Source organism: Gordonia sp. NPDC003425 (assembly GCF_053588635.1).
Window position 1 is genome coordinate 217934 of sequence record NZ_JBSFQI010000003.1, and the last position, 21470, is coordinate 239403.

A 21470-nucleotide genomic window follows, 5' to 3' on the forward strand; every position below is an offset into this window, starting at 1 on the left:
AACAGCACTCATTCGTAGACACCCTCGACCACCCATCCGCCGGCGCGGTAGTGCAACAGCAGGGCCCGGGAGTCGTCGAGGAGCACCTGCGCCCGGGCGGTGATCCCGGCGTCGTCGATGCCGTCCGGCCAGGGTCCGGCCCACCAGCGCAACGCCCAGCTGTCCGATCGGGCGGCATCGTCGCCACCGGGCCGGCGTGCGGCCATCTGCACCGCGGCCGGTTCGTCGGAGAAGGCCCCTCGACCGGTCACGGTGACCTCCCGGCCGGTCGGATCCGTCACCCGCACCGGGGTGTCGGAGATGATCGCCGGGGTGGGCCGGGGCACCCGGCCGGGCCACGGCGCGGTGGCATCTCTCTCCGGAATCTTCTCGTCTCCCAACGGGATCAGGGTGATCTGTTCGGCCGGTCCCCGACCACCCGCACGCACCGGAACCCGTACCGCGTCGCCGCCGAGCAAACCCTGTACCCGTTCCAGCGATCGTCTTGCCCGCTCCCCGACCTCCGTCTCACCGGGTAGCCCGTATCCGGTCAGTGCGTAGTGCAGGGCGCCCGCATCGACGGTTTCCACCGGTTCGAGCCGGAGTATCGCGATCGGCGAGTCGGGCCGGGTGCCCTGTTCCCCTCGGCCGCGCCCACCGGCGGTGAGCCAGCCTTCGAGTTGCCAGCGGATGCGGTCGGCGGTGGCGTCCGGGGTCAGCGGCTGGGCGCACCGCCAGACCCGCGAATGTCGTTGTCCGCGTTCGGTGATGGCCTCCACCTTGAGTTTGGTGCAGGCCGCGGGCACGTCGGCGAGACGACGATGCAGCATGTCGGCGAGGCGTCTGCCGGCGAACGCGGCGGTGTCGATCCGGTCGATCGGGGGATCGCAGACGTGCTCGATGACCAGGTCGGGTGCGGGTGCGGCCGCCGACGGCGGACGTCCGGGCAGGGCGGTGGCCAGCCGGTGGGCGGTCACCGCATCGGCGGTGAATCGGGTGGCCACGTCACGGAGGGGCAGATCGGCGAAATCCCCGATCGTCACGATGCCCAGGCGCCGCAGCAGATCCACCAGTTCGTCCCGGTCCGGGCCGGAGAGGCTGGGTTCGGCGGCCAGATCGGCCACCGGGCGGCGGGCCAGGTAGGCCCGATCGCCACCGGGTTCGACGTGGTGGCCGTGCCGGGCCGCGGTGACCGCGGTGAACATCTCGTCGGCGACGCCGACCTGCGATTCCACCCCACACGCCGACACCCGGTCGACGAGGTGTTCGGCCAGCTCCGCCTCCCCGCCGTGATGTCGTGCGGCGGCCGATGCGGGCACCACCAGCAGTCCCGGCCGCAGCACCTCGACCATTGCGACGACGTCGGCCACCGCGGCCACCACCGGTTCGAAGAACCGTCCGTCCCGGTCGGGGTCGGCGGTGAACACCCGCATCTGCGGACATGCCGACTGGGCCTGCCGTTTGCGCATCCCTCGACGCACTCCGGCGGTCCGCGCGGTCGCCGAGCAGGCGATCACCCGGTTGGCCGACAACACCGCCACGGGGTGGGTCGGCGGGAGGTCGGCGTCGGCAGCCGCCGCCATCGCAGGCCAGTCCGGGCACCACAGGGCGAGCAGCCGCCGTCGTCCGCCGGTCACCGTGGCCTTGCCACCCATCAGTTCGCCGCCCAACAATTCGCCACCCACCAGTTCGCCGCCCATCAGTTCGCCACCGCCCCGGCCGATTCGTCCACTGCGTGCCCGACCGCGCCGAACGCGATGTCCGAGCGGGTGCTGCCGACCAGCGCGGTGTCACCGGAGCCCAGTGTGTGGATGTCGATGTCGGCGCTGCGCCGTCGCCGGTCGCGACCACTCGCGGTGACCCGCAACCGCATCCCGCCGATCCGTCCGTGGCCGCGCCGGGCGGCGGCGAGGTCGGCCAGACCGGCCGGATCGGGAACATGACGGTAGGTGAGCACCTCTGCCGCCAGACACACCTGGGTGCCGGGCCAGTGCCCGTCGACCACCAGCAGCGTCGACGACAACTGCCGTACCCGGCCCATCACCACCCGGCACCGCGAGGGTGCGATGTCGACACCGTTCAGGTCGAGTACCACGAGGTCCATCCCGTCGAGCAGAACGGAGGCCACTTCCACCGGATCGGCTCCGGGTTGCGGGACGGTGGCGATGCGGGCGAGGTCGGCGCCCATCTCGGCCGCGGACAGCAGACTCAGCCGGGGCAGGCCCACGATGCCGACGTTCGCCCCGGATGCGGTGGCCGCGGCGATCACGGCCACCAGCAACGACCGCGCACCGACACAACTAACCACACTTCCGCGCGCAATACCATTGTGCGGCAACAGATCCGACAACGAATCCGGTAACGGCAACGCGGCACCGAGTCGGTCGTCGGGGTCGACGGACGCACGGTCGGGCATGCCCGAGAGCACCGCCATCTGTCGGCGCAGCCGCGCCAGGGTGTCGGTCCGCCCCTCCGCCGGGCGAACCTCCTGCATCGGCAATGCTGTCGGCAATACCTTCATAACCCCTCCTGGCCAGCGCTGATTCGCGTGGCGAGCCGGGAAGGTGCGCGCCGATCGAACGTTTTTTCGATGTGTGCCGATCCTACGACGGGCCTCCGACACTCCGCAACAGCGCAGGTGAGCCCGCGGGCACTCGCGTCAGAACAGGGTCAGCACCTGCTGCTGCGCGGGCGTCGCGACCACCTCGGCCGGGGGTGTCACCGACCGGAAGGTCTCACCGCCCGACGACTCCCGGCCGGCCAGACCGTGCTGTATCACCAACGGCCGCATACGTTCCCGCAACCACGACGAGTACTCGGGAGTCACGTAGGCGCCACGGCCGTAGAGCCCCCGGTAGCGACGCACCAACGCCGGATGATGCTCGGCGAGCCAGCTCATGAACCAGGGTTTGGTGGCACCGCGCAGATGCATCGGGAACGCGGTGACCCCGGATGCGCCCGCCTCGGCCAGCGCGGCCAGCAGCGCATCGAGGTGGGCACTGGAATCGCTCAGATACGGGATCACCGGAGCCACCATCACATGCGGCGCGAACCCCGCATCGGCGATCGCCCGGATCAGCTCCAGTCGCGCCCGGGGTGACGGGGTGCCGGGTTCGATCTGCTTCTGCAGTTCGTCGTCGTAGAGCGCCAAGGACACCCCGATGCTCACCGGCACCTGACCCGCCGCCTGCCGCAGCAGCGGCAGATCCCGGCGCAGCATCGTGCCCTTGGTGAGGATCGACAACGGTGTACCGGAGGACGCCAGGGCCGAGATCACCCCGGGCATCAGCCGGTACCGCCCCTCGGCGCGCTGATACGGATCGGTGTTGGTGCCCAGTGCCACGGTGTCGCGCCGCCACGATCGCCGTCGCAACTCCTTGCGCAGCACCGCGGCCACATTGAGCTTCACCACCACCTGGGTGTCGAAGTCGCGCCCGGCATCGAGATCGAGGTACTCGTGGGTGGGCCGGGCAAAACAGTAACGGCAGGCGTGGGTGCATCCCCGGAAGGTGTTGACGGTGAACCGGAACGGCAGCCCCGACGCCTCCGGGACCTCGTTGAGTGCACTGCGGGCCAGCACCTCGTGAAAGGTGATGCCCTCGAAATCCGGGGTCTGCACCGACCGCACCAGCCCGGCGCGGCCGAAACCGGGCAGTGCGCCGTCGTCGGCCTCGACCATCTGTTCGGACCACCTCATGCCCACGAGTCGAACACACGTGCGATGTGGTGTCAACCGCGTGCGCGACGCGTGCCGGCGCCGCCCCCCGCTATCATCTCCCCTATGTCCCTCGGTGCCGACAATTACCGCGTACCGGGCCCGCAGTACCTGGTCGCCGGCCGGTACCGGCTGCGGTCCCGCATCGGTGGTGGTGGCATGGGCACCGTGTGGCTCGCACGCGATCAGCTACTCGACCGTGACGTCGCCGTGAAGCAGGTGCTCTCCACCGAGGGCCTCTCCGAGGATTCGGCGGAGAACATCCGGCAGCGCGCGATGCGTGAGGGCCGCATCGCCGCCAAACTGAGCCACCGCAACGCCATCGCCATGCACGACGTGGCACTCGACCGGGGTGAGCCCTGGCTGGTGATGGAATACCTCCCGTCGCGCAGCATCGCCCAGATCCTGCATGCCACCGGCACTCTCGGGGTCACCGAGGCGGCAAAGATCGGTGCGCAGGTGGCCGACGCGATGATCGAGGCACACGCCGCGGGCATCGTGCACCGCGACATCAAACCCGGCAACATCCTCATCACCGAAAGTGGCCGTACCGCAGGGCTGGTCAAGCTCACCGACTTCGGGATCTCCCGGGCCAAGGACGACGTCACCCTCACCCAGACGGGCGTGATCACCGGTACACCCGCCTATTTCGCGCCGGAGGTGGCCCGCGGCGCCGAGCCGTCGGAGGCGTCCGACGTCTATTCGCTGGGCGCCACCATCTACACCATGGTCGAGGGTGAACCGCCCTTCGGGGTCGACGACAACTCACTTGTCATGCTGCACAGGGTGGCTCGCGCTCAGATCAATCCGATGACGAAGGCCGGCGCACTCGAACCGGTGCTCCTACGCATGCTGGAACCGAGTCCCACCAAGCGGATCACCATGACCGACGCCCGCGACGAACTGATCCGGGTGGCCGCGGGCGGACGCGGCTCGGCCGACCAGGTGCTCACCAGCCTGCTCCCGACACCGGCCACCGTGGCACGCGTCGCACCGGTTGCCCGCGGCCCGCGGAGCCAGCCGCCCACCGGGCACCCGCCGGTGGGCAGCGGCTGGCAGCCGATGAACGCCGCCGGCGCCCACGAGCACACGCTCATGTCCACCCCGGCCATGCCCAGCGCGTCTGTCTCCGCGCCACCACCATATGTGTCGAATGGCTATCTACCACCCAGCATTCCGCCGCCGCAGCGGTCGTCGGGTACGTCGCCCACCGCGCTGGCCGTCACCGTCTTCGCGTTCTTCGTGGTGCTCGCCGGAGTACTGGTCCTGGCCATTGCGCTCATCCGCTGATCGGTGCGCCGATGTAACTCAGCCGATGTAACTCAGCCGATGTGGCGGGTGGCCGCCCAGCGGGTCAGCGCATTGCGGTTGGACTGCTGGGTCTTGCGCAGCACATTGGAGGCGTGCGTCTCGACGGTCTTGATGGAGATGAACAGTTCCTCGGCGATCTCCCGATAGGTGTAGCCACGGGCCAGCAGACGCAGGACCTCGAGTTCACGTCGGGTGAGCGAATCGAGTTCCGGATCGAGTGCGGGTTCGGGTACCGCGGAACGGCCGGTGAAGGAGTCCAGCACGAATCCGGCCAGCCGCGGACTGAACACCGCATCGCCGTCGGCCACCCGGCGCACCGCGTCGGCGAGATCGCGGCCATTGATCGTCTTGGTGACGTAACCGCGCGCCCCGGCGCGAATGGTGGCGATGACGTCCTCGGCGGCGTCGGAGACGCTCAGGGCGAGAAACACCGGGGCCGCCTCGCCCATCGCGTCGGTGACATTGCGCAGTACCGCGACCCCGCCGCCGGCGGGCATGTGCACGTCGAGCAGCACCACGTCGGGCCGGGTGTGGGTGATGCCCGCGACCGCCTCCGGCACGGTACCGGCCTCACCGACCACGAACAGGCCCGCCTCGTCGGCGAGTTCGGCGCGCACCCCGGACCGGAACACCGCGTGATCGTCGACGAGGAAGACGCGGCACTGCGCGTTCGTCTGCCCGTTCGTCTCGCCGTGCCCTTTCGTCTCGCCGTGCCCTTTCGTCTCGCCGTTCATCGGGCCAACCCCTCGTCGGTCGCCGGCACCGGATCGGCGGCGCGATCGCCGCTGTGCTCGCCACGTTCGGCGCCCTCCTCGCGCGGCATCGTCAACCGCACGTTGGTGCCACGGCCGGGTGCGGTGTCGATGCGAACGGCACCCCCGGCGCGCTCCATGCGGCCGCGGATCGACCGGGCCAACCCCTGCCGGTCCTCGTCGACCGCGTCCGGATCGAACCCGGCACCCCGATCACGCACGAACACCTCCACCTCGTCGTCACCGACCTCGCAGTACACGTCGACCGTGCGCTCGCCGGAATGTTTGGCGGCGTTGACCAGGGCCTCGCGGGTGGCGCCGATCAGTGCGGTCCAGCGTCGGCGTGCGGCGGCCGCTCGCGGTGCCCCCGCACCGTCACCGTCCGGTCGCAGGTCACCCACGGTGATCACCTCCACCTCGATGCCGTAGTCGTCCTCGACCTCGGCCCCGAGTCCGCGCATGGCCGCACTCAACGACGCACCGCGTTGCGCGGAGTCGCCGAACAGCCAGGTGCGCAGCTCGCGTTCCTGGCTACGCGCCAGCCGCGTGACCTCCTCGGGCTTTCCCGCCTGCTTCTGGATGAGGGCGAGGGTCTGCAACACCGAGTCGTGCAGGTGGGAGGCGATCTCCTCGCGTTCGGCGTTGCGGATGCGTGCCGCACGCTCCTCGTTCAGCGCTCGCCACAGGCGCATCCACAGTGGCACGGTGAGCAGCACCACGCCGACCAGGGTGGCCACCACCGCGAGCAAAGTGGTGCTCAGGCCACCGAAATTGCGGTTGCCTGCCACCACGATCACCACCAGGCCGCCGATGACGAGCACCGCACCGCCGCCCAGCCGGGTCCAGGTGAGGGCGGTGCTGCGCGGGGTCACCCGCGAGGTGTCGAACTCGCGCCACACCAGGCTCGCGCCCACCACGACGAAGACGAACGGAACGAGGTAGGCGGCCGGCGTACCCGAGGCGGCGAACCCGACGACCGTCATCGCGACCAACGCGATGATGGCCAGTCCGAGGGCCTGCCGGCGTTCGCCCGGCGCCGGTGGTGTGGTGTCGTCACCCTGCGGGCAGAAGAACCACAGCAGACCATAGGCCAGCACGCCCGCACCGGCGAGTGCCGCCAGCACCACGAACACCACGCGGACGCGGAAGGCGTCGACACCGAGGTGATCGGCCACACCGCCGGCCACACCGCCGATCACCCGGCCGGCATCGCGACGCACCAGCCGTGGCACGGCCGGGGCATCATGGGGCAACTGCGTGGTCACACCACCGATAGTGCCCGAAACCACCCGTCGGACGCATCAGGGTGCCACCGGAGAATTCGGGGACAACGTCAGGGTGCCGCCCCGATGTGACGAGGGGTCCCGATGCCACACGATGGGCGTATGAACGGAAAAGAGTTCCGCACCCAACTGGAGACGATATGGGCGACGCGACCGGTCCGGCCGGCCGCACCGCGGACGATCGCCGGTGTCTGCGCCGGATTCGGTGACCGCTACCGGGTCGACCCCACCCTGGTGAAGGTGGCGTTCGTGGTGGCCACCCTGCTCGGTGGCAGCGGACTCATCCTGTACATCGCGGCGTGGGTGGCCATGCCGTCGAGCCCGTCGGCCGTCGGCTCCGACGGCCGAGCCGACACCGGATCGGATCGCCGCGGCGTCCGGACCGGCCATCCCCGTAAACCGGCGCTGCTCTTGCTCATCCCCCTGGTGATCGTGGCCGTCTCGGCGGGACCCAACAGCACGTGGGGCGGCAGCGGCCTCGTCGGCGCGATCCTGATGCTCCTCGGCTGGTGGCTGCTCTATCAGCGCACCCCGGATCCGAGGCCCGGTACCAGTGCCGACACCCTGGCCGGGACCGACTCACCCCTGCCGGTGGAGCGTTTCGAGCGATGGACGCCGCGCGCGGTGCATGCCGGTACCGCGGTCGCAGGGGAACCCGGCGGTGCCGGCAGCACCACGTCGAACGCCGGGATTCCCGCCGCCGCCGACGACGGCATCGACCGCCCACCGCCGTCGTGGGATCCGCTCGGTGCGGCGCGGTTCGCCTGGGATCTGCCCGAACCGACCGAACCGCAACCGCCCGTCACCGCGCCGCGGCGCGGGGTGGGGCGAGCAAGCCTGATCGTGATCGGGAGTGCATTGGTGGTCGCTGCCGTGGGTACCGCCGCCCATCAGGCGGGCGTCGAATGGTTCACCACCGCAAGGGTTCTCGCACTAGCGCTTACCGTGGTCGCCGCCGGACTGGTGGTGGTGGGGTTGCGTCGGCGGCCACATGGCCGCCGACAGGTCGCACTGGTGCCCATCTGTATCGCGCTCGGCGTCGCGGTGATCGTGGCCACCGTCGCCGTCAACGCCGGAAACAACACCGGCTGGAATCCGCTGCCCGCCGGAGGGGTTGGCGACCGATCGTGGAAACCACTGCACGAGAACGACATCCGCGGCGAGTACACGGTGGGAATGGGTCAGATCGAACTAGACCTGCGCGACGTCGACCTCACCGCCGACCGGTCGGTCGATCTGCGCGCCGGCGTCGGCGAGATCATCGTCCGCGTGCCCAAGGACATGAACGTGACAGCCAACTGTGACACCGACGTGGGCGAATACCATTGCCCGGAGGGAATGTCGGTGGGCACCAACGGGCCCGACGCGCCGGTCCTGACGATCAACGCCCACAGCGGCGCCGGAGAGGTGGAGGTCACCCGATGAGCGACCATCGTGCGCCGGGCCTGGTGATCCTGGGTGTGGCCGGGCTCTGTGTGGCCGGATGGGGACTCGCGGGCGGGCCCGCGCTACCGAGCGCGGGGACCGTGGGCTGGATCGCCGTGGCCGCGGGTCTGGTGATCGGGCTGGTGCTGATCCTCACCGGCACCCGCCGGAACTGAGCCGGACTCCTCGCGCTCGGGACCTACTCCCACTCGATGGTGCCCGGCGGCTTGCTCGTCACGTCGAGCACCACACGGTTCACCTCGGGCACCTCATTGGTGATCCGGGTCGAAATCGTCTCGAGCACCTCGTAGGGCACCCGGGTCCAGTCGGCGGTCATCGCATCCTCGCTCGACACCGGGCGCAACACGATGGGATGTCCGTAGGTGCGCCCGTCGCCCTGCACGCCGACGCTCCGCACATCGGCGAGCAGCACCACCGGGCACTGCCAGATCTGTCCGTCGAGACCCGCCGCGGTGAGTTCCTCACGGGCGATGAGGTCGGCGGTACGCAGCATCGCGAGTCGGTCGGCGGTCACCTCACCGACGATCCGGATCGCGAGTCCGGGGCCGGGGAACGGCTGACGCCCGACGATGTCCTCGGGCAGGCCCAGTTCGCGGCCCACCGCGCGCACCTCGTCCTTGAACAGCAGCCGTAGTGGCTCGACCAGGGTGAACTCGAGGTCGTCGGGCAGTCCGCCGACGTTGTGGTGGCTCTTGATGTTCGCGGTGCCGCTGCCGCCGCCGGATTCCACCACGTCGGGGTACAGCGTGCCCTGCACGAGGAAGTCGACGGTGTGTCCCTCGGCGGACCGGTCGCCGAGCACCTCGCTGACCGCACCCTCGAACGACCGGATGAATTCCCGGCCGATGATCTTGCGCTTCTCCTCCGGGTCGGCGACCCCCGACAACTCGCGCAGAAACGTACCGGCGGCATCGACGGTGACCAGCCGGGCGCCGGTGGCCGCCACGAAGTCGTGTTCCACCTGTTCGCGCTCCCCGGCCCGCAACAGTCCGTGATCGACGAAAACGCAGGTCAGGCGGTCTCCGATGGCGCGCTGGACCAATGCGGCGGCAACCGCGGAATCCACTCCCCCCGACAACCCGCAGATGGCCAGGCCGTCACCGATCTGATCGGACACGGCGTCGATGAGGGTGTCGGCGATGTTGGCCGGCGTCCAGGCCGCCTCGAGCCCGGCGACCTCGTAGAGGAAACGGGTGAGCACCTGCTGACCGTGCGGTGTGTGCATCACCTCCGGGTGATACTGCACGCCGGCCATCCGCCGCTCGACATTCTCGAACGCGGCGACGGGGGCACCGGCGGTCGAGCCGGTCACGGTGAACCCCTCGGGGGCCTGCTGAACCGCGTCGTTGTGGCTCATCCACACCGGCTGGTTGTCGCCGAGACCTTGGTGGAGGACGCCCTCGCCGCTGGCCGTGAACGAGGTGCGCCCGAATTCGCGGCCGCCGGTGTTGGCGACCTCACCGCCGAGTCCGGCGGCCATCGCCTGGAAGCCGTAGCAGATGCCGAACACCGGGATGTCGAGGTCGAGAATCGCCGGGTCGATCGACGGGGCGTCCTCGGCATACACCGACGCCGGACCACCGGAGAGGATCAGCGCCAGCGGATCGCGCGCCTTGATCTCGTCGACGGTGGCGTCGTGACCGATCACCTCCGAGAAGATGCGCGCCTCACGCACCCGGCGGGCGATGAGTTGCGCGTACTGCGCACCGAAATCGACGACGAGTACAGGTCGCGGGCCGTCGGGAAGGTCCATGCCGGTCGGGGAGGTGGAAGCGTCGCTCACCTCACGGAGTCTAGTGTCTCCAGGAGACATGACTACTCCATCCCCGCCGCCATCATCCCCACCGCCGTCATCCCCGCCGCCCGCGTCCGCGCGTCGGCGGTCGCTGTCGGTCGCCGACATCGCGCAGGCCGCGGTGTTCGCCGCGTTGATCGCCGCGCTGGGTTTGCCCGGCACCATCACCATCGGCACCAGTGGTGTACCGATCACCTTCCAGACACTCGGCGTGATGCTCGCCGGTGCCATCCTCGGCCCCAAGAAGGGCACCCTGGCCGTCGTCATCTTCATGGTGCTGGCCATCGCGGGGCTGCCGATACTCTCCGGTGGCCGCAACGGACTCACCGCGCTCGCGTCGCCCACCGCCGGCTACTTCGTCGGATTCCTGCCGGCGGTGATCGTGATCGGCGTGCTGACCGCGATGATGATGCCGCGATACCGCGTCGGCTGGGGTGTGGTGATCAACCTGCTCGGCGGCATGGTGGTGCTCTACGCGTGTGGCGTCGTGGGTCTGCTGATCCGCACCGATCTCACCCTGTGGGCGGCGATCACCACCAACGGCACGTTCGTCATCGGTGACGTACTCAAGGCGGTGGTGGCCGCCCTGGTGGCCGCGCAGGTCCATCGTGCCCGGCCGGGTCTGATCAGCCCTGTGCGCGTCCACCGGTGACCGTTTCGCCGTGATCGAATTCCGGGGTGTCTCACACGCATTCGACGGTCGTCCGGTGCTGCGTGAGGTCACGGTGCGCCTGTCCGAACGCCGGGTGGCCGTCGTCGGCGCCAACGGCAGCGGCAAGTCGACGCTGGCCCGGATGATCAATGCGCTCGTGATCCCCGACTCGGGCACGGTGGTCGTCGACGGGGTCGACGCCGGGCGCCACGCGCGCCGGGTCCGCCGCAATGTGGGATTCGTGTTCACCGATCCCGACCGGCAGATCATCATGCCGACGGTGCGTGAGGACATCGAACTGTCGCTGCGCCGGACCGATCTCCACAAGGCGGAGCGACGTGCGCGGGCGCTCGAGGTGCTCGAGCGGTTCGGGCTCGTCGAGTTCGCCGACCACCCCGCCGGACGATTGTCGGGTGGGCAGAAGCAGTTGCTCGCACTGGCCGCGGTGCTGGTCACCGAACCGGCTATCGTCGTCGCCGACGAGCCGACCACGCTGCTCGATCTGCGCAACAGCCGCATGATGCGTCGCGTGTTCGCCGACCTCGACGTCCAGCTCGTCGTGGTGACCCACGATCTCGATCTCGTCGCCGATTTCGACCGCATCCTGGTGATCGACGACGGACGCATCGTGGTCGACGACGTGCCCGCGGTGGCGTTGGCCGCATACCGGGACATGATGTCGTGACCCCGCTCGGCACATATCGGCCCGGGCACTCGGTGTTGCATCGTCTGTCGCCGGGGCTCAAGCTGGTCGGCCTGGCCGCGGGCATCCTGGCGATCTCGGTGTGGGTGCGGTCGCCGCTGGGCCTCGGTGTCGCCGCTGCGGCGACCGCGGCGATCTACGTGCTCGCCGGGATCGGCCCCGTCGACGCCTGGCGACAGTTCCGCCCGACGTTGTGGATCCTGGTGTTCATCTTCGTGTTCCAGGTGATCTTCACCGACTGGCGGCGCGCGGTGCTGGTGTGCGGCATCCTCGCGTTGTCGGTGCTGCTGGCGGCCGTGGTGAGCCTGACCACCCGCACCACCGACATGCTCGACGCGCTGACCCGCGGCCTGTCACCACTACGCCGGCTCGGGGTGCGCACCGATCTGATCGCCATCGCCCTGGCACTCGCGGTGCGCTCGATCCCGCTGATCGTGGAGATCGCCGGACAGGTGGACGAGGCGCGTCGCGCCCGGGGCCTGCGCGCGGGACCGCGGATCCTTGTGGCGCCCATCGTGATCGCGGCCCTGCGCACCGCCGACGGGTTCGCCGAGAGCCTCACCGCACGCGGACTGGACTGAGCCGTCGAACCTGTCCCACTCGCTGATCGAGCCCGTCGAGCGTGCCCAGATCCGTGTCGAGCGTGCCCAGATCCGCGTCGAGCGTGCCCAGATCCGTGTCGAGCGTGCCCAGATTGGGGTGGTTTCGACAAGCTCAACCAGCGGGCGGGCGGCGTGCCTGCGGGGGTGGTTTCGACAAGCTCAACCAGCAGAGCGCTCAACCAGCAGAGCGCTCAACCAGCGGGCAGGCGGCGTGCCCGCGGGGGTGGTTTCGACAAGCTCAACCAGCGGAGCGCTCAACCAGCGGGCGGGCGGCGTGCCCGCGGGGTGGTTTCGACAAGCTCAACCAGCGACGGGCGCTCACCCAACAAAGCGCTCAACCCGCAGAGCGCTGAGCGGCCAGTCGTGCCACTCCGTCGAGGATGAGGTCGAGAGCAAACGTGAACTCAAACTCTTCGTCACAACCCGCGCCCGGGCGACGCCGGTTCGCGTCGGCGACAACCTGCATGATCCCTGGATAGTCGCTCGGATTCGGTGGCGCCGACGTACTCTTCCGCTCGCTGTCCTGAGCCGACTCGTCAAAGAGCTCAGGACTGAATCCCCATATGCGGCTGCCGAATACGTGCATGACGTGGTGGATGAGATCGGCCGACAATCCGCCATCGAGGAGTACCTGCGTCAGCAATTCCATGTGCCCGAGCACCGCGGGCGTGCGTCGGGTGCGCGTTTCGATCACCGCCATCACCCACCGGTGCGACTGGACCACCCGTCGAGCACGGAGAACGATCTGGCGGAATGTGAGTCGCCAGTCGGCCGATGAGTCCACGGGGTGGGCATGGTCACCAAATTCGGCGATCACCGCGTCGACCATCCCGTCGAGAAGGTCTTCCTTGTTCGCGATGTGTTTGTACAGGGCCATCGGAACCACATCGAGGTGGTCGGCGACCGATCGCATGCTGACGGCACCGATTCCGCCGTCATCGGCGATCTCGACGCCGGCGGAGATCACCAGCGTCCGGTCCAACGGCATTCGACGGGTTCGCGGGCTACCCGGATCGGTCATCGTCCACCTCACCCTTGACGTGGTGTACATCGTACACCTACGCTGACGATCACGCCGGTGTACGCCGTACACCTTTGCTTCCAGGAGGATCCATGTCCAGCTCGCGAACGCTGTCACGCTGGGCAGGTGCCTTGTACCTGATCACCCACGCCACGTCGGTCGGGGCGTTGTTGCTATACGGAGCCCCGCCATACGACGAGGGTTCAGCGCTCGCCGGTAGACAGTCGACATTGCTCGGCGGCCTCTGTGAACTGCTGCTCGCGGTGGCCGTGGTCGGCACCGCGGCTGCCCTCTTCCCGATGATCGTCACGTGGTCGCCCGCGGTTGCCGTCGCCTACCTGGGTCTGCGCACTCTTGAGGCCTCGGTGATCCTCGTCGGCGTGGTGAGCCTGATGCCGGTGACCGCCCGGCCCGGAACCACCGTCGGCCCGAATCTGGAACCTGCTGTGGCGCAGGGATTACGCCTCGTCCACGACTGGACATTTCTCATCGGTCCCGGTCTTCTGGTGCCGTTTCACACGATCATGCTGGCGTGGTGCCTCCTACAATTCCGGCTCGCCCCTCGGGCAATATGCGTGCTGGGCCTGGTGGGCGGCGCGCTCGTCGGAATCGCGAATCTCGCAGTACTGAGTGGGCACACTGGCGTCATCGCCGCAGCGGCCGTTCCGGTGTTCGCCTGGGAGGTATCGTTTGCGGTCTATCTGATCGTTCGCGGCATCCCGTCATCCGCCGCGCGAGGAGTTGCGTATGCGCAGCGGGCCTGACGTCGTGCCACACCATCGACCTGCGATCGGGCTCGCGTTGCTCTCGATCGCATTCGTCGCGATTCCTCCACTGATCGGCGGCCCCGGCACCGGCCATGTCACCGCCTCCTCAGAACTTGTCGACGCAACCGTGGCTGCCTTCGCTCACTGGTGGACACGCGACGATGCCGCCCTGACACCAGAGCTTTCACGGCTCGTCGAGTTCTGGTGTCGGTTTCATCTGGTCAAAGCACTCTTCGCGATCGGCATCGTCGCGGTTGGTGTGCTGGCGGTTCGTCGGGCACGTACCGGCGTGGGACGGTTGTCCAGCATCGGCGCGATCGGCGTCGGCGTTGTCGCAGTCATGGCGAATCTTCAAGGTGCGATCGCCCCGCTGGCATCGCTGATGTCACTGTTGCCCGCGCAGATGCCGGCCGGAACACGTTGTGGTCCGAAACCATTGACAACAATGACCTCGTCGTTCGTCACCTACCACTGGACCCTTGCGGTTCTGGCGGGAGTCTCGGCGGTCACGCTCGTCTCACTGTGCTGGGCGCGGTGGCGCACGTGGAGGTCATCGGTACTCGTCGCGCTCGCGGTGATGAGCCTCGGCGTCCTTGTCGCCGCAAACGTGACGACTGCGATCCATCCGGCGCCCGCTGTGCAGAGTGCCCCCGGCATGGCATCGTGTGCCGCCCCGACCGCAGCGGGAAGCCACTAAGCCGCTTCGTGAGCGGTCACGACACTTCAACGGGGCCGGTTCGTCGGCCCTGCACGATCGGCAACCGCAGCGCACCCGGCGCATCCGCAGGAACTACCGGATGCCGAGGCACAACCGGCTGGATGCGCATGTACGCCAGACCCTGCGCCGGGCGGGTATCGTCCTCACCCTTGTTGGGCCACAACGACATCGCACGTTCGGCCTGCGCGCAGATCGACAGCGACGGGTTGACCCCCAGGTTCGCCGAGATCGCCGCCCCGTCGGTGATATGCAAGGTCGGATAGTTCCACACCCGGTGATAGGGGTCGACGACACCGGTGGCCGGATCGTCGGAGATCGCGCAGCCGCCCAGGTAGTGGGCGGTGAGCGGCATGTTCACGATGTCGCCCCAGGTGCCGCCGGCGATACCGCCGGGAAGTTTGGCGGCCATACGCCGGGTGGCCTCGTTGCCCTTGGGAATCCACGTCGGATTCGGTTCGCCGTGACCCTGCTTCGACGTGATGTAGCGCAGCGGCCCACGCCGCCTGATGAAGGTGGTCAGCGAATTGTTGTTGTTCTGCATCACCAGGGCAATCACGGTGCGCTGACTCCACTTGCGCACGTACAGAAGTCGCACCAGAAGGAACGGATTGGCGATCACCTGACGCAGGAACTGGCCAAACCGGTGCAGCGGTGAGCCACCGTCGGTGAGCGCGGTCTGCAGATAGGCGATCGCGTTGGACCCCTTGCCGTATCGCACCGGCTCCACATGGGTATTGGATTCGGGATGAAACGAGGACGTGATGGCCACTCCTCGCGAATAGTCGTGCGCCGGATCGTATCTGCTGGCCATCGCACCGAGGATCGACTCGGAATTGGTGCGGGTGAGCCGGCCCATCGCGTCGGAAATCTTGGGCAGCGCACCGTCTTTCGCATGATGCATGAGGCGTTGGGTGTTGAATGTGCCTGCCGCGACGATGACCTGCCCGGCGGTGAATGTGCGTCGGCGCGCACCGAAGGGACCCCACGACGACGAACCATGGGTGTGGACCTCCCACGTGCCGTCGGCGCGCTGCTCGAGATGGTCGACGGTGGTGCGGTCGATGATCCGGGCTCCGTTGCGCTCGGCGAGGCCGAGATAGTTCTTCATCAGGGTGTTCTTGGCGCCCACGCGACACCCGGTCATACAGGCACCGCATTCGGTGCATGCGGTGCGCTCGGGTCCGGCGCCGCCGAAGTAGGGATCGGGTACGGTCTCCCCCGGCGCCCCGACCAGCCCGGTCTTGGCCCCGAAGAACACCCCCACCGGCGTCGAGGTGAAGGTGTCACCCACGCCCATCTCGTCGGCCACCTCTTTCATCAGCCGATCGGATTCGGTGAAGGTCGGATTGGTCACCACACCCAACATGCGCCGCGCCTGCTCGTAGTACGGCGTGAGCTCGTCCTCCCAGTCGGTGATGTGGCCCCACTGCGGGTCGGTGAAGAACGGCGTCGGCGGCTTATACAGGGTGTTCGCGTAATTCAGCGATCCGCCGCCCACACCCGCGCCGGCCATGATCATCACGTCCTTGAGGGCGTGGATGCGCTGGATTCCGTACAGGCCGAATTTGGGTGCCCACAACCATTTGTGCAGGCGCCAACTGGTTTTCGCGAACTCGTCGTCCTCGAACCGGCGCCCCGCTTCGATCACCCCGACGCGGTATCCCTTCTCGACCAGACGCAGCGCGCTGACGCTGCCGCCGAAGCCGGAACCGATGATCAGGACGTCGAAATCGCACTCAGAATTCACATGGTGGGCTGCCATGAAACCATACTAACGTACGTTGTCACATGGCATTGTCGAATCTCCCGATCGCGCCGTGCCGGGCACCCGCCGACCGTCAGCGATGAACCGACAGCCCGACCTTCTGGAACTCCTTGAGGTCGGAGTAGCCCGCCTTGGCCATCGAACGACGCAGCGCACCAACAACATTGAGCTCGCCGTAGGGCTCGTCGGAGGGGCCGTTGAGTACCGTCTCCAGGCTCGGGCGCCCCTCGTCGGTGGCCACCTGCAGCAGCGCACCACGCGGGGTGTCGGGGTGTGCGGCCGCCGAGGGCCAATACCAGCCGCGCCCCGGAGCCGACGCGGACGCGGCCAACGGGGTGCCGAGTACCGCGGCGTCGGCGCCGCAGGCGATGGCCTTGGCCAGATCACCCGCGGTGTGCAGGTCACCGTCGGCGATCACGTGGACGTAGCGACCGCCGGTCTCGTCGAGGTAGTCGCGGCGGGCGGCTGCCGCGTCGGCGATCGCGGTGGCCATCGGAACCCCGATGCCCAGCACCTCGCCGGTGGTGGTGGCACCGGCCGCGGAACCGTATCCGACGATGACGCCCGCCGCCCCGGTGCGCATCAGGTGCAGCGCGGTGCGATGGTCGTGGACGCCGCCGGCGATCACGGGCACGTCGAGGTCGGCGATGAAGGTCTTGAGATTGAGCGGTTCGTCGGTGTCTCGCGCCACGTGTTCGGCCGAGATGATCGTGCCGTGCACCACCAGGATCTCCACGCCCGCGGCCAGCAGTGCCGGGGTGAGTTCGGGTGCGTGCTGCGGGCTCACCCGGACCGCGGTGGTCACCCCCGCATCGCGGACGAACGCCACCGCCTCGGCCAGCAGGCCGGTGTCCAGCGGCGCCCGGTGCAGGTCTTGCAGGTGGCGGATGGCGGCCTGCGGGTCGGGATCGGTGGTGGCGATCTCGACCAGACCGGCGATCTTGGCCTCGACGTCGCGGTGCCGGGCCCACAGCCCTTCGCCGTTGATCACCCCGAGAGCCCCGAGTCTGCCCAGTTCCACGGCCATCTGCGGGGACACCAGGGCATCGGTGGGGTGGCTGAGGATGGGTGAGGAGAAGCGGTAGGCGTCGATCTGCCAGGCCGTCGACACCTCTTTGGACGAGCGCGTCCGTCGCGACGGCACGATCGAGATGTCGTCGAGTTCAAAGGTCCGCCGGGCGGTCCGGCCCATGCCGATGTCGATCAGGTCACGCAACGTTGCGCCTTTCTGTTACGCACATGTCTGTCGCACATGCCTGTCGCACACACAGATTCGCAAGCGCGTTCTCAGGTGGCGGTGGAGTACTCAGCGTGAATAGTAGTTCGGCGCTTCCGCGGTGAGGGTGATGTCGTGCGGGTGGGATTCCACGAGTCCCGCCGCGGTGATCTGCACGAACCGCGCGTGCTGCAGGTCGGCGATGGACGACGACCCGGTGTAGCCCATCGCCGCGCGCAGGCCGCCGACGAGCTGGTGGATCACCTGGCCGAGCGGGCCGCGGAAGGGTACGCGACCCTCGATGCCCTCGGGCACCAGCTTCTCCTCGGCGAGTACATCGTCCTGGAAGTAGCGGTCCTTGGAATACGACTTGGCCTGGCCACGGCCCTGCATGGCGCCCAGCGAGCCCATGCCGCGGTAGCTCTTGAACTGCTTGCCGTTCACCAGGATCAGGTCGCCGGGAGCTTCGGCGGTACCGGCCAGCAACGATCCGAGCATGGCGGTGGAGGCACCGGCGGCGAGCGCCTTGGCGATGTCGCCCGAGTACTGCAGTCCGCCGTCGGCGATCACCGGGACGTCGGCCTTCTGACAGACGGCAACGGCCTCGAGGATCGCGGTGATCTGCGGGGCGCCCACTCCGGCGACCACGCGGGTGGTGCAGATGGACCCGGGTCCGACGCCCACCTTCACCGCGTCGGCTCCGGCCTCGATCAGCGCCTGGGCGGCTTCGCGCGTCGCCACGTTGCCGCCGACCACCTGCACGCGATCCCCGACCTCCGCCTTGAGCTTGGCAACCATGTCGAGCACGAGCCGGTTGTGGGCGTGTGCGGTGTCGACGATGATGACGTCGGCCCCGGCGTCGGACAACGCCATCGCGCGCTCCCACTGCGGGTCGCCGGTACCGACGGCGGCACCCACGAGGAGCCTTCCGTCCGAATCCTTGGTGGCGTTGGGATGCTGCTCGGTCTTGACGAAGTCCTTGACGGTGATCAGCCCGGTGAGCTTGCCGTTTCCGTCGACGATGGGCAGCTTCTCCACCTTGTTGCGTCGCAGCAGCCCGAGCGCCGCTTCCGCGGAGACGCCCTCCTGGGCGGTGATCAGCGGGGCCTTGGTCATCACCTCCGACACCGGACGGTCCTGGTCGACCTCGAATCGCATGTCGCGGTTGGTGATGATGCCGACGAGCTCACCACGGTCGTCGACGACGGGCAGCCCGGAGATGCGGTAGCGCGCGCACATCGCGTCGACCTCGGCCAGGGTGTTCGTCGGCGAACAGGTGACCGGGTCGGTGACCATCCCGGCCTCCGACCGCTTGACGGTTTCCACCTGTGCGGCCTGGGCGTCGATGGCGAGGTTGCGGTGCAGCACCCCCATGCCTCCGGCCCGGGCCATCGCGATGGCCATCCGTGATTCGGTCACCGTGTCCATCGCGGAACTGACGAGTGGCACTCGCAGCGTGATGTCGCGGGTCACCCGCGAGGCGGTGCTCACCTCGCTGGGGATCACATCGGAGGCCGAGGGGAGCAACAGGACGTCGTCGAAGGTCAGCCCGAGCATCGCGACCTTGCCGGGATCGTCTCCACCAGTGCGAACGTGCGTCATCCGTCCATGGTATCGGCATTGGCCGTACCGTCGATTTCGCCCTGCGCGATCACCGGCGACACGCCGACGACGACCGCAGAAAAGGTGTCGTGTCATGTCATCGATCTGTGGAGGCGTTGCGGCGCGGGCCGCTCACCATCGGTTACCGTGGTGATGTGCGTGACCATCTACCTCCGGGCCTTCCGCCCGACCCGTTCGCCGACGACCCGAGCGATCCCGCCGCGGTCCTCGATTCGATGGAGCCGGGCATCCCGCTGGACGAGAACGAGCGTCTCGCGGTCGAGGAGGATCTCGCCGATCTCGCGGTCTATGAAGCGCTGCTCGCCCATCGGGGGGTCCGCGGACTCGTCGTCGTCTGCGACGACTGCCAGGAGGACCACTACCACGACTGGGACATGCTGCGCGCCAACCTGCTGCAACTGCTGATCGACGGCACCGTGCGCCCGCACGAGCCGGCCGTCGACCCGCGCCCGGACGCCTATGTCACCTGGGATTACTGCCGTGGGTACGCCGATGCCCGCGGCCACCTCGACGGCGAACGCTGAGCACCCGACGCCACCGGGCCCGCTGACCGGGAGACCCCCGTCCTCAGCGTGGGACCGGGGTTGTCGTCGTCGTTGTGGTGGTGGCCGGCGCCGTTGAACGGGTGGAGCTCGCCGGCGTCGATGTCGGCGGCGGCGTTCGGCCCGGTTCGGTCGGCGTCGTGGTCGCCGTGGGCGGGGTGGTCGGTGCAGTCGTGGTCACCGGTGCATCTGTGGTCGGCACGCTGGTGAGAGTCGTCGCATCCGGGGCATCGCTGGTCTCGGGGAGCGTTCCATCCGGTCCGGGCACGGCAGGTGCGCCGCCGCCCGGGGTGGAGGTGACGGTTCCCGCATCCGCACGCAGTCGGTTGATTCGCTCGTCCAGGTCGGCTCGGGTGGAGCTGTCACGGACGGGGCCCATCGCGTTCTGTGCCCGGGCGATGAGTTGCTGCGCTTCGGCTGTGTTGCCCGCGGCGAGCTGCGCTTCGGCCCGCTCGAGATCCGAGCGCACGTCGTAGGCGGCCTGGGTTTCCGACGCCGCCTGCGCGAACACCACCTTCTTGACGCCCCACAGGGGATCGCCCGGCTGCGCCCCCTCGGACATGACGGTCAGGCCCGCTGCGGCCACCACCGCGATGGCCGCGGCACCGGCGACCACCCGCAGTGTCCGCACCACCCGGTTGGCCCGCCGCACGGGTTGCTCCGCCGCGATCGCGCGTTCCACTTCCTCGACACCGGGCAACGGCGGGAGTGGTTCGGCGAGTACCTCGTGCCGCCAGGAGGAGAGCAGGCCGGCGAGTTCGTACTCAGCGGAATCGCGTGTGGGCGTGGGCAGGTCGCGAGACAGCGAGTCCAGGTAGGCGTCGTCGAAGTTGACCTCCGACAGATTGACCGGTTCGTCGTCGGGCATCTGCCAGCCGCCGCTGGGCGTCGAATCGGACATGGGGCCGCGTCGACGCCGATCATGCTCGTCGTTCATCACGCCCTCCTGTCCTTTTCATCTCTTCTTTCAACTTGGCCAGCGCACGGTGCTGGGCCACCCGTACCGCCCCCGGTGTGCTCCCGACCGCCTCGGCGGTCTCCTCCGCGGAGAGTCCCACCACCAGGCGCAGGATGAGGACCTCGCGCTGTCGCTCCGGGATCAGCGCGAGCAGTTCACGCATCTCGCGGCTCGCGTCGGCCTCGAGGGCCTTCTGTTCCGGTCCGCCGACGATGCTGCCCACCTCGGGCACGTCCTCCACCGGATCGGCCTTCATCCGGCCCGCGACCCGCATCGCATCGGCCACCTTGTGCGAGGCGATGCCGTACACGAATGCCATGAATGGCCGACCCTGATCCCGGTACCGGGGCAGCGCCGTCATGACCGCCATCAACGCCTCCTGGGCCACATCGTCCGCGGAGAACAAATGTCGCTCTCCCACACCGATTCGTCCCCGGCAGTAGCGCAAGACGGGTTCCTGCACGCTTTCGAGAACCGAGGTGAGAGCACCACGATCGCCCTGCGCGGCAGCGCGGACGGCGTGGTCCAACTCAACACCCGTCAGTTTCATCGCCCGTCGAGATCCCCGTGTTACACAATCGTGTTGACCGGTCGTGCCAGTCCTGACCTTCCCCGCATGCAT

At 68.6% G+C, this 21470-nt stretch carries 21 protein-coding genes; 9 read left to right on the top strand and 12 right to left on the bottom strand.

What is annotated here, in order from left to right; all coding sequences use genetic code 11:
• Positions 1-8 precede the first annotated feature (8 nt).
• The 3 genes from ACWDTD_RS05810 to ACWDTD_RS05820 all read right to left on the bottom strand — a co-directional run bounded on the left by ACWDTD_RS05810 (position 9) and on the right by ACWDTD_RS05820 (position 3676).
• Positions 9-1634, bottom strand: a complete 1626-nt coding sequence (locus ACWDTD_RS05810; protein WP_449746240.1) for a DNA polymerase Y family protein — start codon at positions 1632-1634, stop codon at positions 9-11.
• 44 nt (positions 1635-1678) lie between these two features.
• Positions 1679-2500 (bottom strand): hypothetical protein, encoded by an 822-nt coding sequence (locus ACWDTD_RS05815; RefSeq protein WP_449746120.1) that lies wholly within the window; start codon positions 2498-2500, stop codon positions 1679-1681.
• Positions 2501-2638: 138 nt separating this feature from the next.
• The gene (locus ACWDTD_RS05820) at positions 2639-3676 is read right to left on the bottom strand and encodes an Rv2578c family radical SAM protein (RefSeq protein ID WP_449746121.1); all 1038 of its coding nucleotides are present in this window, start codon (positions 3674-3676) and stop codon (positions 2639-2641) included.
• 84 nt (positions 3677-3760) lie between these two features.
• Between ACWDTD_RS05820 and ACWDTD_RS05825 the strand changes: the two genes are divergently transcribed.
• The gene (locus tag ACWDTD_RS05825) at positions 3761-4984 is read left to right on the top strand and encodes a protein kinase domain-containing protein (RefSeq protein WP_449746122.1); all 1224 of its coding nucleotides are present in this window, start codon (positions 3761-3763) and stop codon (positions 4982-4984) included.
• A 32-nt stretch (positions 4985-5016) separates the two neighbouring features.
• Here the strand turns inward: ACWDTD_RS05825 and ACWDTD_RS05830 are convergent, their stop codons facing one another.
• Positions 5017-5739 carry a response regulator gene (locus tag ACWDTD_RS05830; RefSeq protein WP_449746123.1) on the bottom strand — a complete coding sequence of 241 codons (723 nt, stop codon included), beginning with the start codon at positions 5737-5739 and terminating at the stop codon, positions 5017-5019.
• Entirely contained in the window at positions 5736-7022 is a 1287-nt protein-coding gene (locus ACWDTD_RS05835; RefSeq protein WP_449746124.1) for a PspC domain-containing protein, read from the bottom strand. The genes ACWDTD_RS05830 and ACWDTD_RS05835 overlap by 4 nt, the downstream gene beginning before the upstream one ends.
• A 120-nt stretch (positions 7023-7142) precedes the next feature.
• Here ACWDTD_RS05835 and ACWDTD_RS05840 point away from each other — a divergent pair, with 120 nt between their 5' ends.
• On the top strand, positions 7143-8465 hold the full coding sequence (locus ACWDTD_RS05840) for a PspC domain-containing protein (protein ID WP_449746125.1): 1323 nt from the start codon (positions 7143-7145) through the stop codon (positions 8463-8465).
• On the top strand, positions 8462-8641 hold the full coding sequence (locus ACWDTD_RS05845; protein ID WP_449746126.1) for a hypothetical protein: 180 nt from the start codon (positions 8462-8464) through the stop codon (positions 8639-8641). The genes ACWDTD_RS05840 and ACWDTD_RS05845 overlap by 4 nt, the downstream gene beginning before the upstream one ends.
• A gap of 23 nt (positions 8642-8664) precedes the next feature.
• On the opposite strand, the gene guaA is transcribed toward ACWDTD_RS05845, so the two are convergent.
• The gene (gene guaA, locus ACWDTD_RS05850; RefSeq protein ID WP_449746241.1) at positions 8665-10239 is read right to left on the bottom strand and encodes a glutamine-hydrolyzing GMP synthase; all 1575 of its coding nucleotides are present in this window, start codon (positions 10237-10239) and stop codon (positions 8665-8667) included.
• Between the two features lie 58 nt (positions 10240-10297).
• Here guaA and ACWDTD_RS05855 point away from each other — a divergent pair, with 58 nt between their 5' ends.
• From ACWDTD_RS05855 to ACWDTD_RS05865, 3 genes are read left to right on the top strand one after another with little or no spacing between them, the layout of a single operon-like run.
• Positions 10298-10933, top strand: coding sequence for a biotin transporter BioY (locus ACWDTD_RS05855; RefSeq protein ID WP_449746127.1), 636 nt, complete (start codon positions 10298-10300; stop codon positions 10931-10933).
• Positions 10934-10943: 10 nt separating this feature from the next.
• Positions 10944-11618: an energy-coupling factor ABC transporter ATP-binding protein gene (locus tag ACWDTD_RS05860; protein ID WP_449746128.1), complete on the top strand. Its 675-nt coding sequence runs from the start codon at positions 10944-10946 to the stop codon at positions 11616-11618.
• Positions 11615-12217, top strand: a complete 603-nt coding sequence (locus ACWDTD_RS05865) for an energy-coupling factor transporter transmembrane component T family protein (protein ID WP_449746129.1) — start codon at positions 11615-11617, stop codon at positions 12215-12217. The genes ACWDTD_RS05860 and ACWDTD_RS05865 overlap by 4 nt, the downstream gene beginning before the upstream one ends.
• Before the next feature lie 355 nt (positions 12218-12572).
• On the opposite strand, the gene ACWDTD_RS05870 is transcribed toward ACWDTD_RS05865, so the two are convergent.
• Positions 12573-13259, bottom strand: coding sequence for a TetR/AcrR family transcriptional regulator (locus ACWDTD_RS05870; RefSeq protein ID WP_449746130.1), 687 nt, complete (start codon positions 13257-13259; stop codon positions 12573-12575).
• A gap of 92 nt (positions 13260-13351) precedes the next feature.
• Between ACWDTD_RS05870 and ACWDTD_RS05875 the strand changes: the two genes are divergently transcribed.
• Together ACWDTD_RS05875 and ACWDTD_RS05880 are read left to right on the top strand one after the other, a co-directional pair.
• Entirely contained in the window at positions 13352-14023 is a 672-nt protein-coding gene (locus ACWDTD_RS05875; protein WP_449746131.1) for a DUF4386 domain-containing protein, read from the top strand.
• On the top strand, positions 14007-14723 hold the full coding sequence (locus ACWDTD_RS05880; RefSeq protein ID WP_449746132.1) for a hypothetical protein: 717 nt from the start codon (positions 14007-14009) through the stop codon (positions 14721-14723). Before ACWDTD_RS05875 ends, ACWDTD_RS05880 begins: the two co-directional genes overlap by 17 nt.
• Positions 14724-14739: 16 nt before the next feature.
• Here the strand turns inward: ACWDTD_RS05880 and ACWDTD_RS05885 are convergent, their stop codons facing one another.
• From ACWDTD_RS05885 to guaB, 3 genes are all read right to left on the bottom strand, one after another.
• The gene (locus ACWDTD_RS05885; protein WP_449746133.1) at positions 14740-16506 is read right to left on the bottom strand and encodes a GMC family oxidoreductase N-terminal domain-containing protein; all 1767 of its coding nucleotides are present in this window, start codon (positions 16504-16506) and stop codon (positions 14740-14742) included.
• 76 nt (positions 16507-16582) lie between these two features.
• Positions 16583-17725: a GuaB3 family IMP dehydrogenase-related protein gene (locus ACWDTD_RS05890; protein WP_449746134.1), complete on the bottom strand. Its 1143-nt coding sequence runs from the start codon at positions 17723-17725 to the stop codon at positions 16583-16585.
• A gap of 90 nt (positions 17726-17815) precedes the next feature.
• Positions 17816-19327, bottom strand: coding sequence for an IMP dehydrogenase (gene guaB, locus ACWDTD_RS05895; protein ID WP_449746135.1), 1512 nt, complete (start codon positions 19325-19327; stop codon positions 17816-17818).
• Between the two features lie 155 nt (positions 19328-19482).
• Between guaB and ACWDTD_RS05900 the strand changes: the two genes are divergently transcribed.
• Entirely contained in the window at positions 19483-19872 is a 390-nt protein-coding gene (locus ACWDTD_RS05900; protein ID WP_449746136.1) for a DUF5319 domain-containing protein, read from the top strand.
• A 43-nt stretch (positions 19873-19915) separates the two neighbouring features.
• On the opposite strand, the gene ACWDTD_RS05905 is transcribed toward ACWDTD_RS05900, so the two are convergent.
• A complete protein-coding gene (locus tag ACWDTD_RS05905) occupies positions 19916-20827 on the bottom strand; it encodes an anti-sigma-D factor RsdA (protein WP_449746137.1) in 912 nt (303 codons plus the stop codon).
• Positions 20811-21398 carry a sigma-70 family RNA polymerase sigma factor gene (locus tag ACWDTD_RS05910; protein WP_449746138.1) on the bottom strand — a complete coding sequence of 196 codons (588 nt, stop codon included), beginning with the start codon at positions 21396-21398 and terminating at the stop codon, positions 20811-20813. Before ACWDTD_RS05910 ends, ACWDTD_RS05905 begins: the two co-directional genes overlap by 17 nt.
• Positions 21399-21470: the final 72 nt, after the last annotated feature.

Bases quoted from the DNA above. Each gene is read 5' to 3' on its own strand.
- ACWDTD_RS05880 (WP_449746132.1), top strand. From the start codon at position 14,007: ATGCGCAGCGGGCCTGACGTCGTGCCACACCATCGACCTGCGATCGGG.
- ACWDTD_RS05870 (WP_449746130.1), bottom strand. From the start codon at position 13,259: ATGACCGATCCGGGTAGCCCGCGAACCCGTCGAATGCCGTTGGACCGG.
- guaB (WP_449746135.1), bottom strand. From the start codon at position 19,327: ATGACGCACGTTCGCACTGGTGGAGACGATCCCGGCAAGGTCGCGATG.
- ACWDTD_RS05905 (WP_449746137.1), bottom strand. From the start codon at position 20,827: ATGAACGACGAGCATGATCGGCGTCGACGCGGCCCCATGTCCGATTCG.
- ACWDTD_RS05885 (WP_449746133.1), bottom strand. From the start codon at position 16,506: ATGGCAGCCCACCATGTGAATTCTGAGTGCGATTTCGACGTCCTGATC.
- ACWDTD_RS05815 (WP_449746120.1), bottom strand. From the start codon at position 2,500: ATGAAGGTATTGCCGACAGCATTGCCGATGCAGGAGGTTCGCCCGGCG.
- ACWDTD_RS05840 (WP_449746125.1), top strand. From the start codon at position 7,143: ATGAACGGAAAAGAGTTCCGCACCCAACTGGAGACGATATGGGCGACG.
- ACWDTD_RS05810 (WP_449746240.1), bottom strand. From the start codon at position 1,634: ATGGGTGGCAAGGCCACGGTGACCGGCGGACGACGGCGGCTGCTCGCC.
- ACWDTD_RS05820 (WP_449746121.1), bottom strand. From the start codon at position 3,676: ATGAGGTGGTCCGAACAGATGGTCGAGGCCGACGACGGCGCACTGCCC.
- ACWDTD_RS05830 (WP_449746123.1), bottom strand. From the start codon at position 5,739: ATGAACGGCGAGACGAAAGGGCACGGCGAGACGAAAGGGCACGGCGAG.
- guaA (WP_449746241.1), bottom strand. From the start codon at position 10,239: ATGGACCTTCCCGACGGCCCGCGACCTGTACTCGTCGTCGATTTCGGT.
- ACWDTD_RS05875 (WP_449746131.1), top strand. From the start codon at position 13,352: ATGTCCAGCTCGCGAACGCTGTCACGCTGGGCAGGTGCCTTGTACCTG.
- ACWDTD_RS05845 (WP_449746126.1), top strand. From the start codon at position 8,462: ATGAGCGACCATCGTGCGCCGGGCCTGGTGATCCTGGGTGTGGCCGGG.
- ACWDTD_RS05910 (WP_449746138.1), bottom strand. From the start codon at position 21,398: ATGAAACTGACGGGTGTTGAGTTGGACCACGCCGTCCGCGCTGCCGCG.
- ACWDTD_RS05825 (WP_449746122.1), top strand. From the start codon at position 3,761: ATGTCCCTCGGTGCCGACAATTACCGCGTACCGGGCCCGCAGTACCTG.
- ACWDTD_RS05855 (WP_449746127.1), top strand. From the start codon at position 10,298: ATGACTACTCCATCCCCGCCGCCATCATCCCCACCGCCGTCATCCCCG.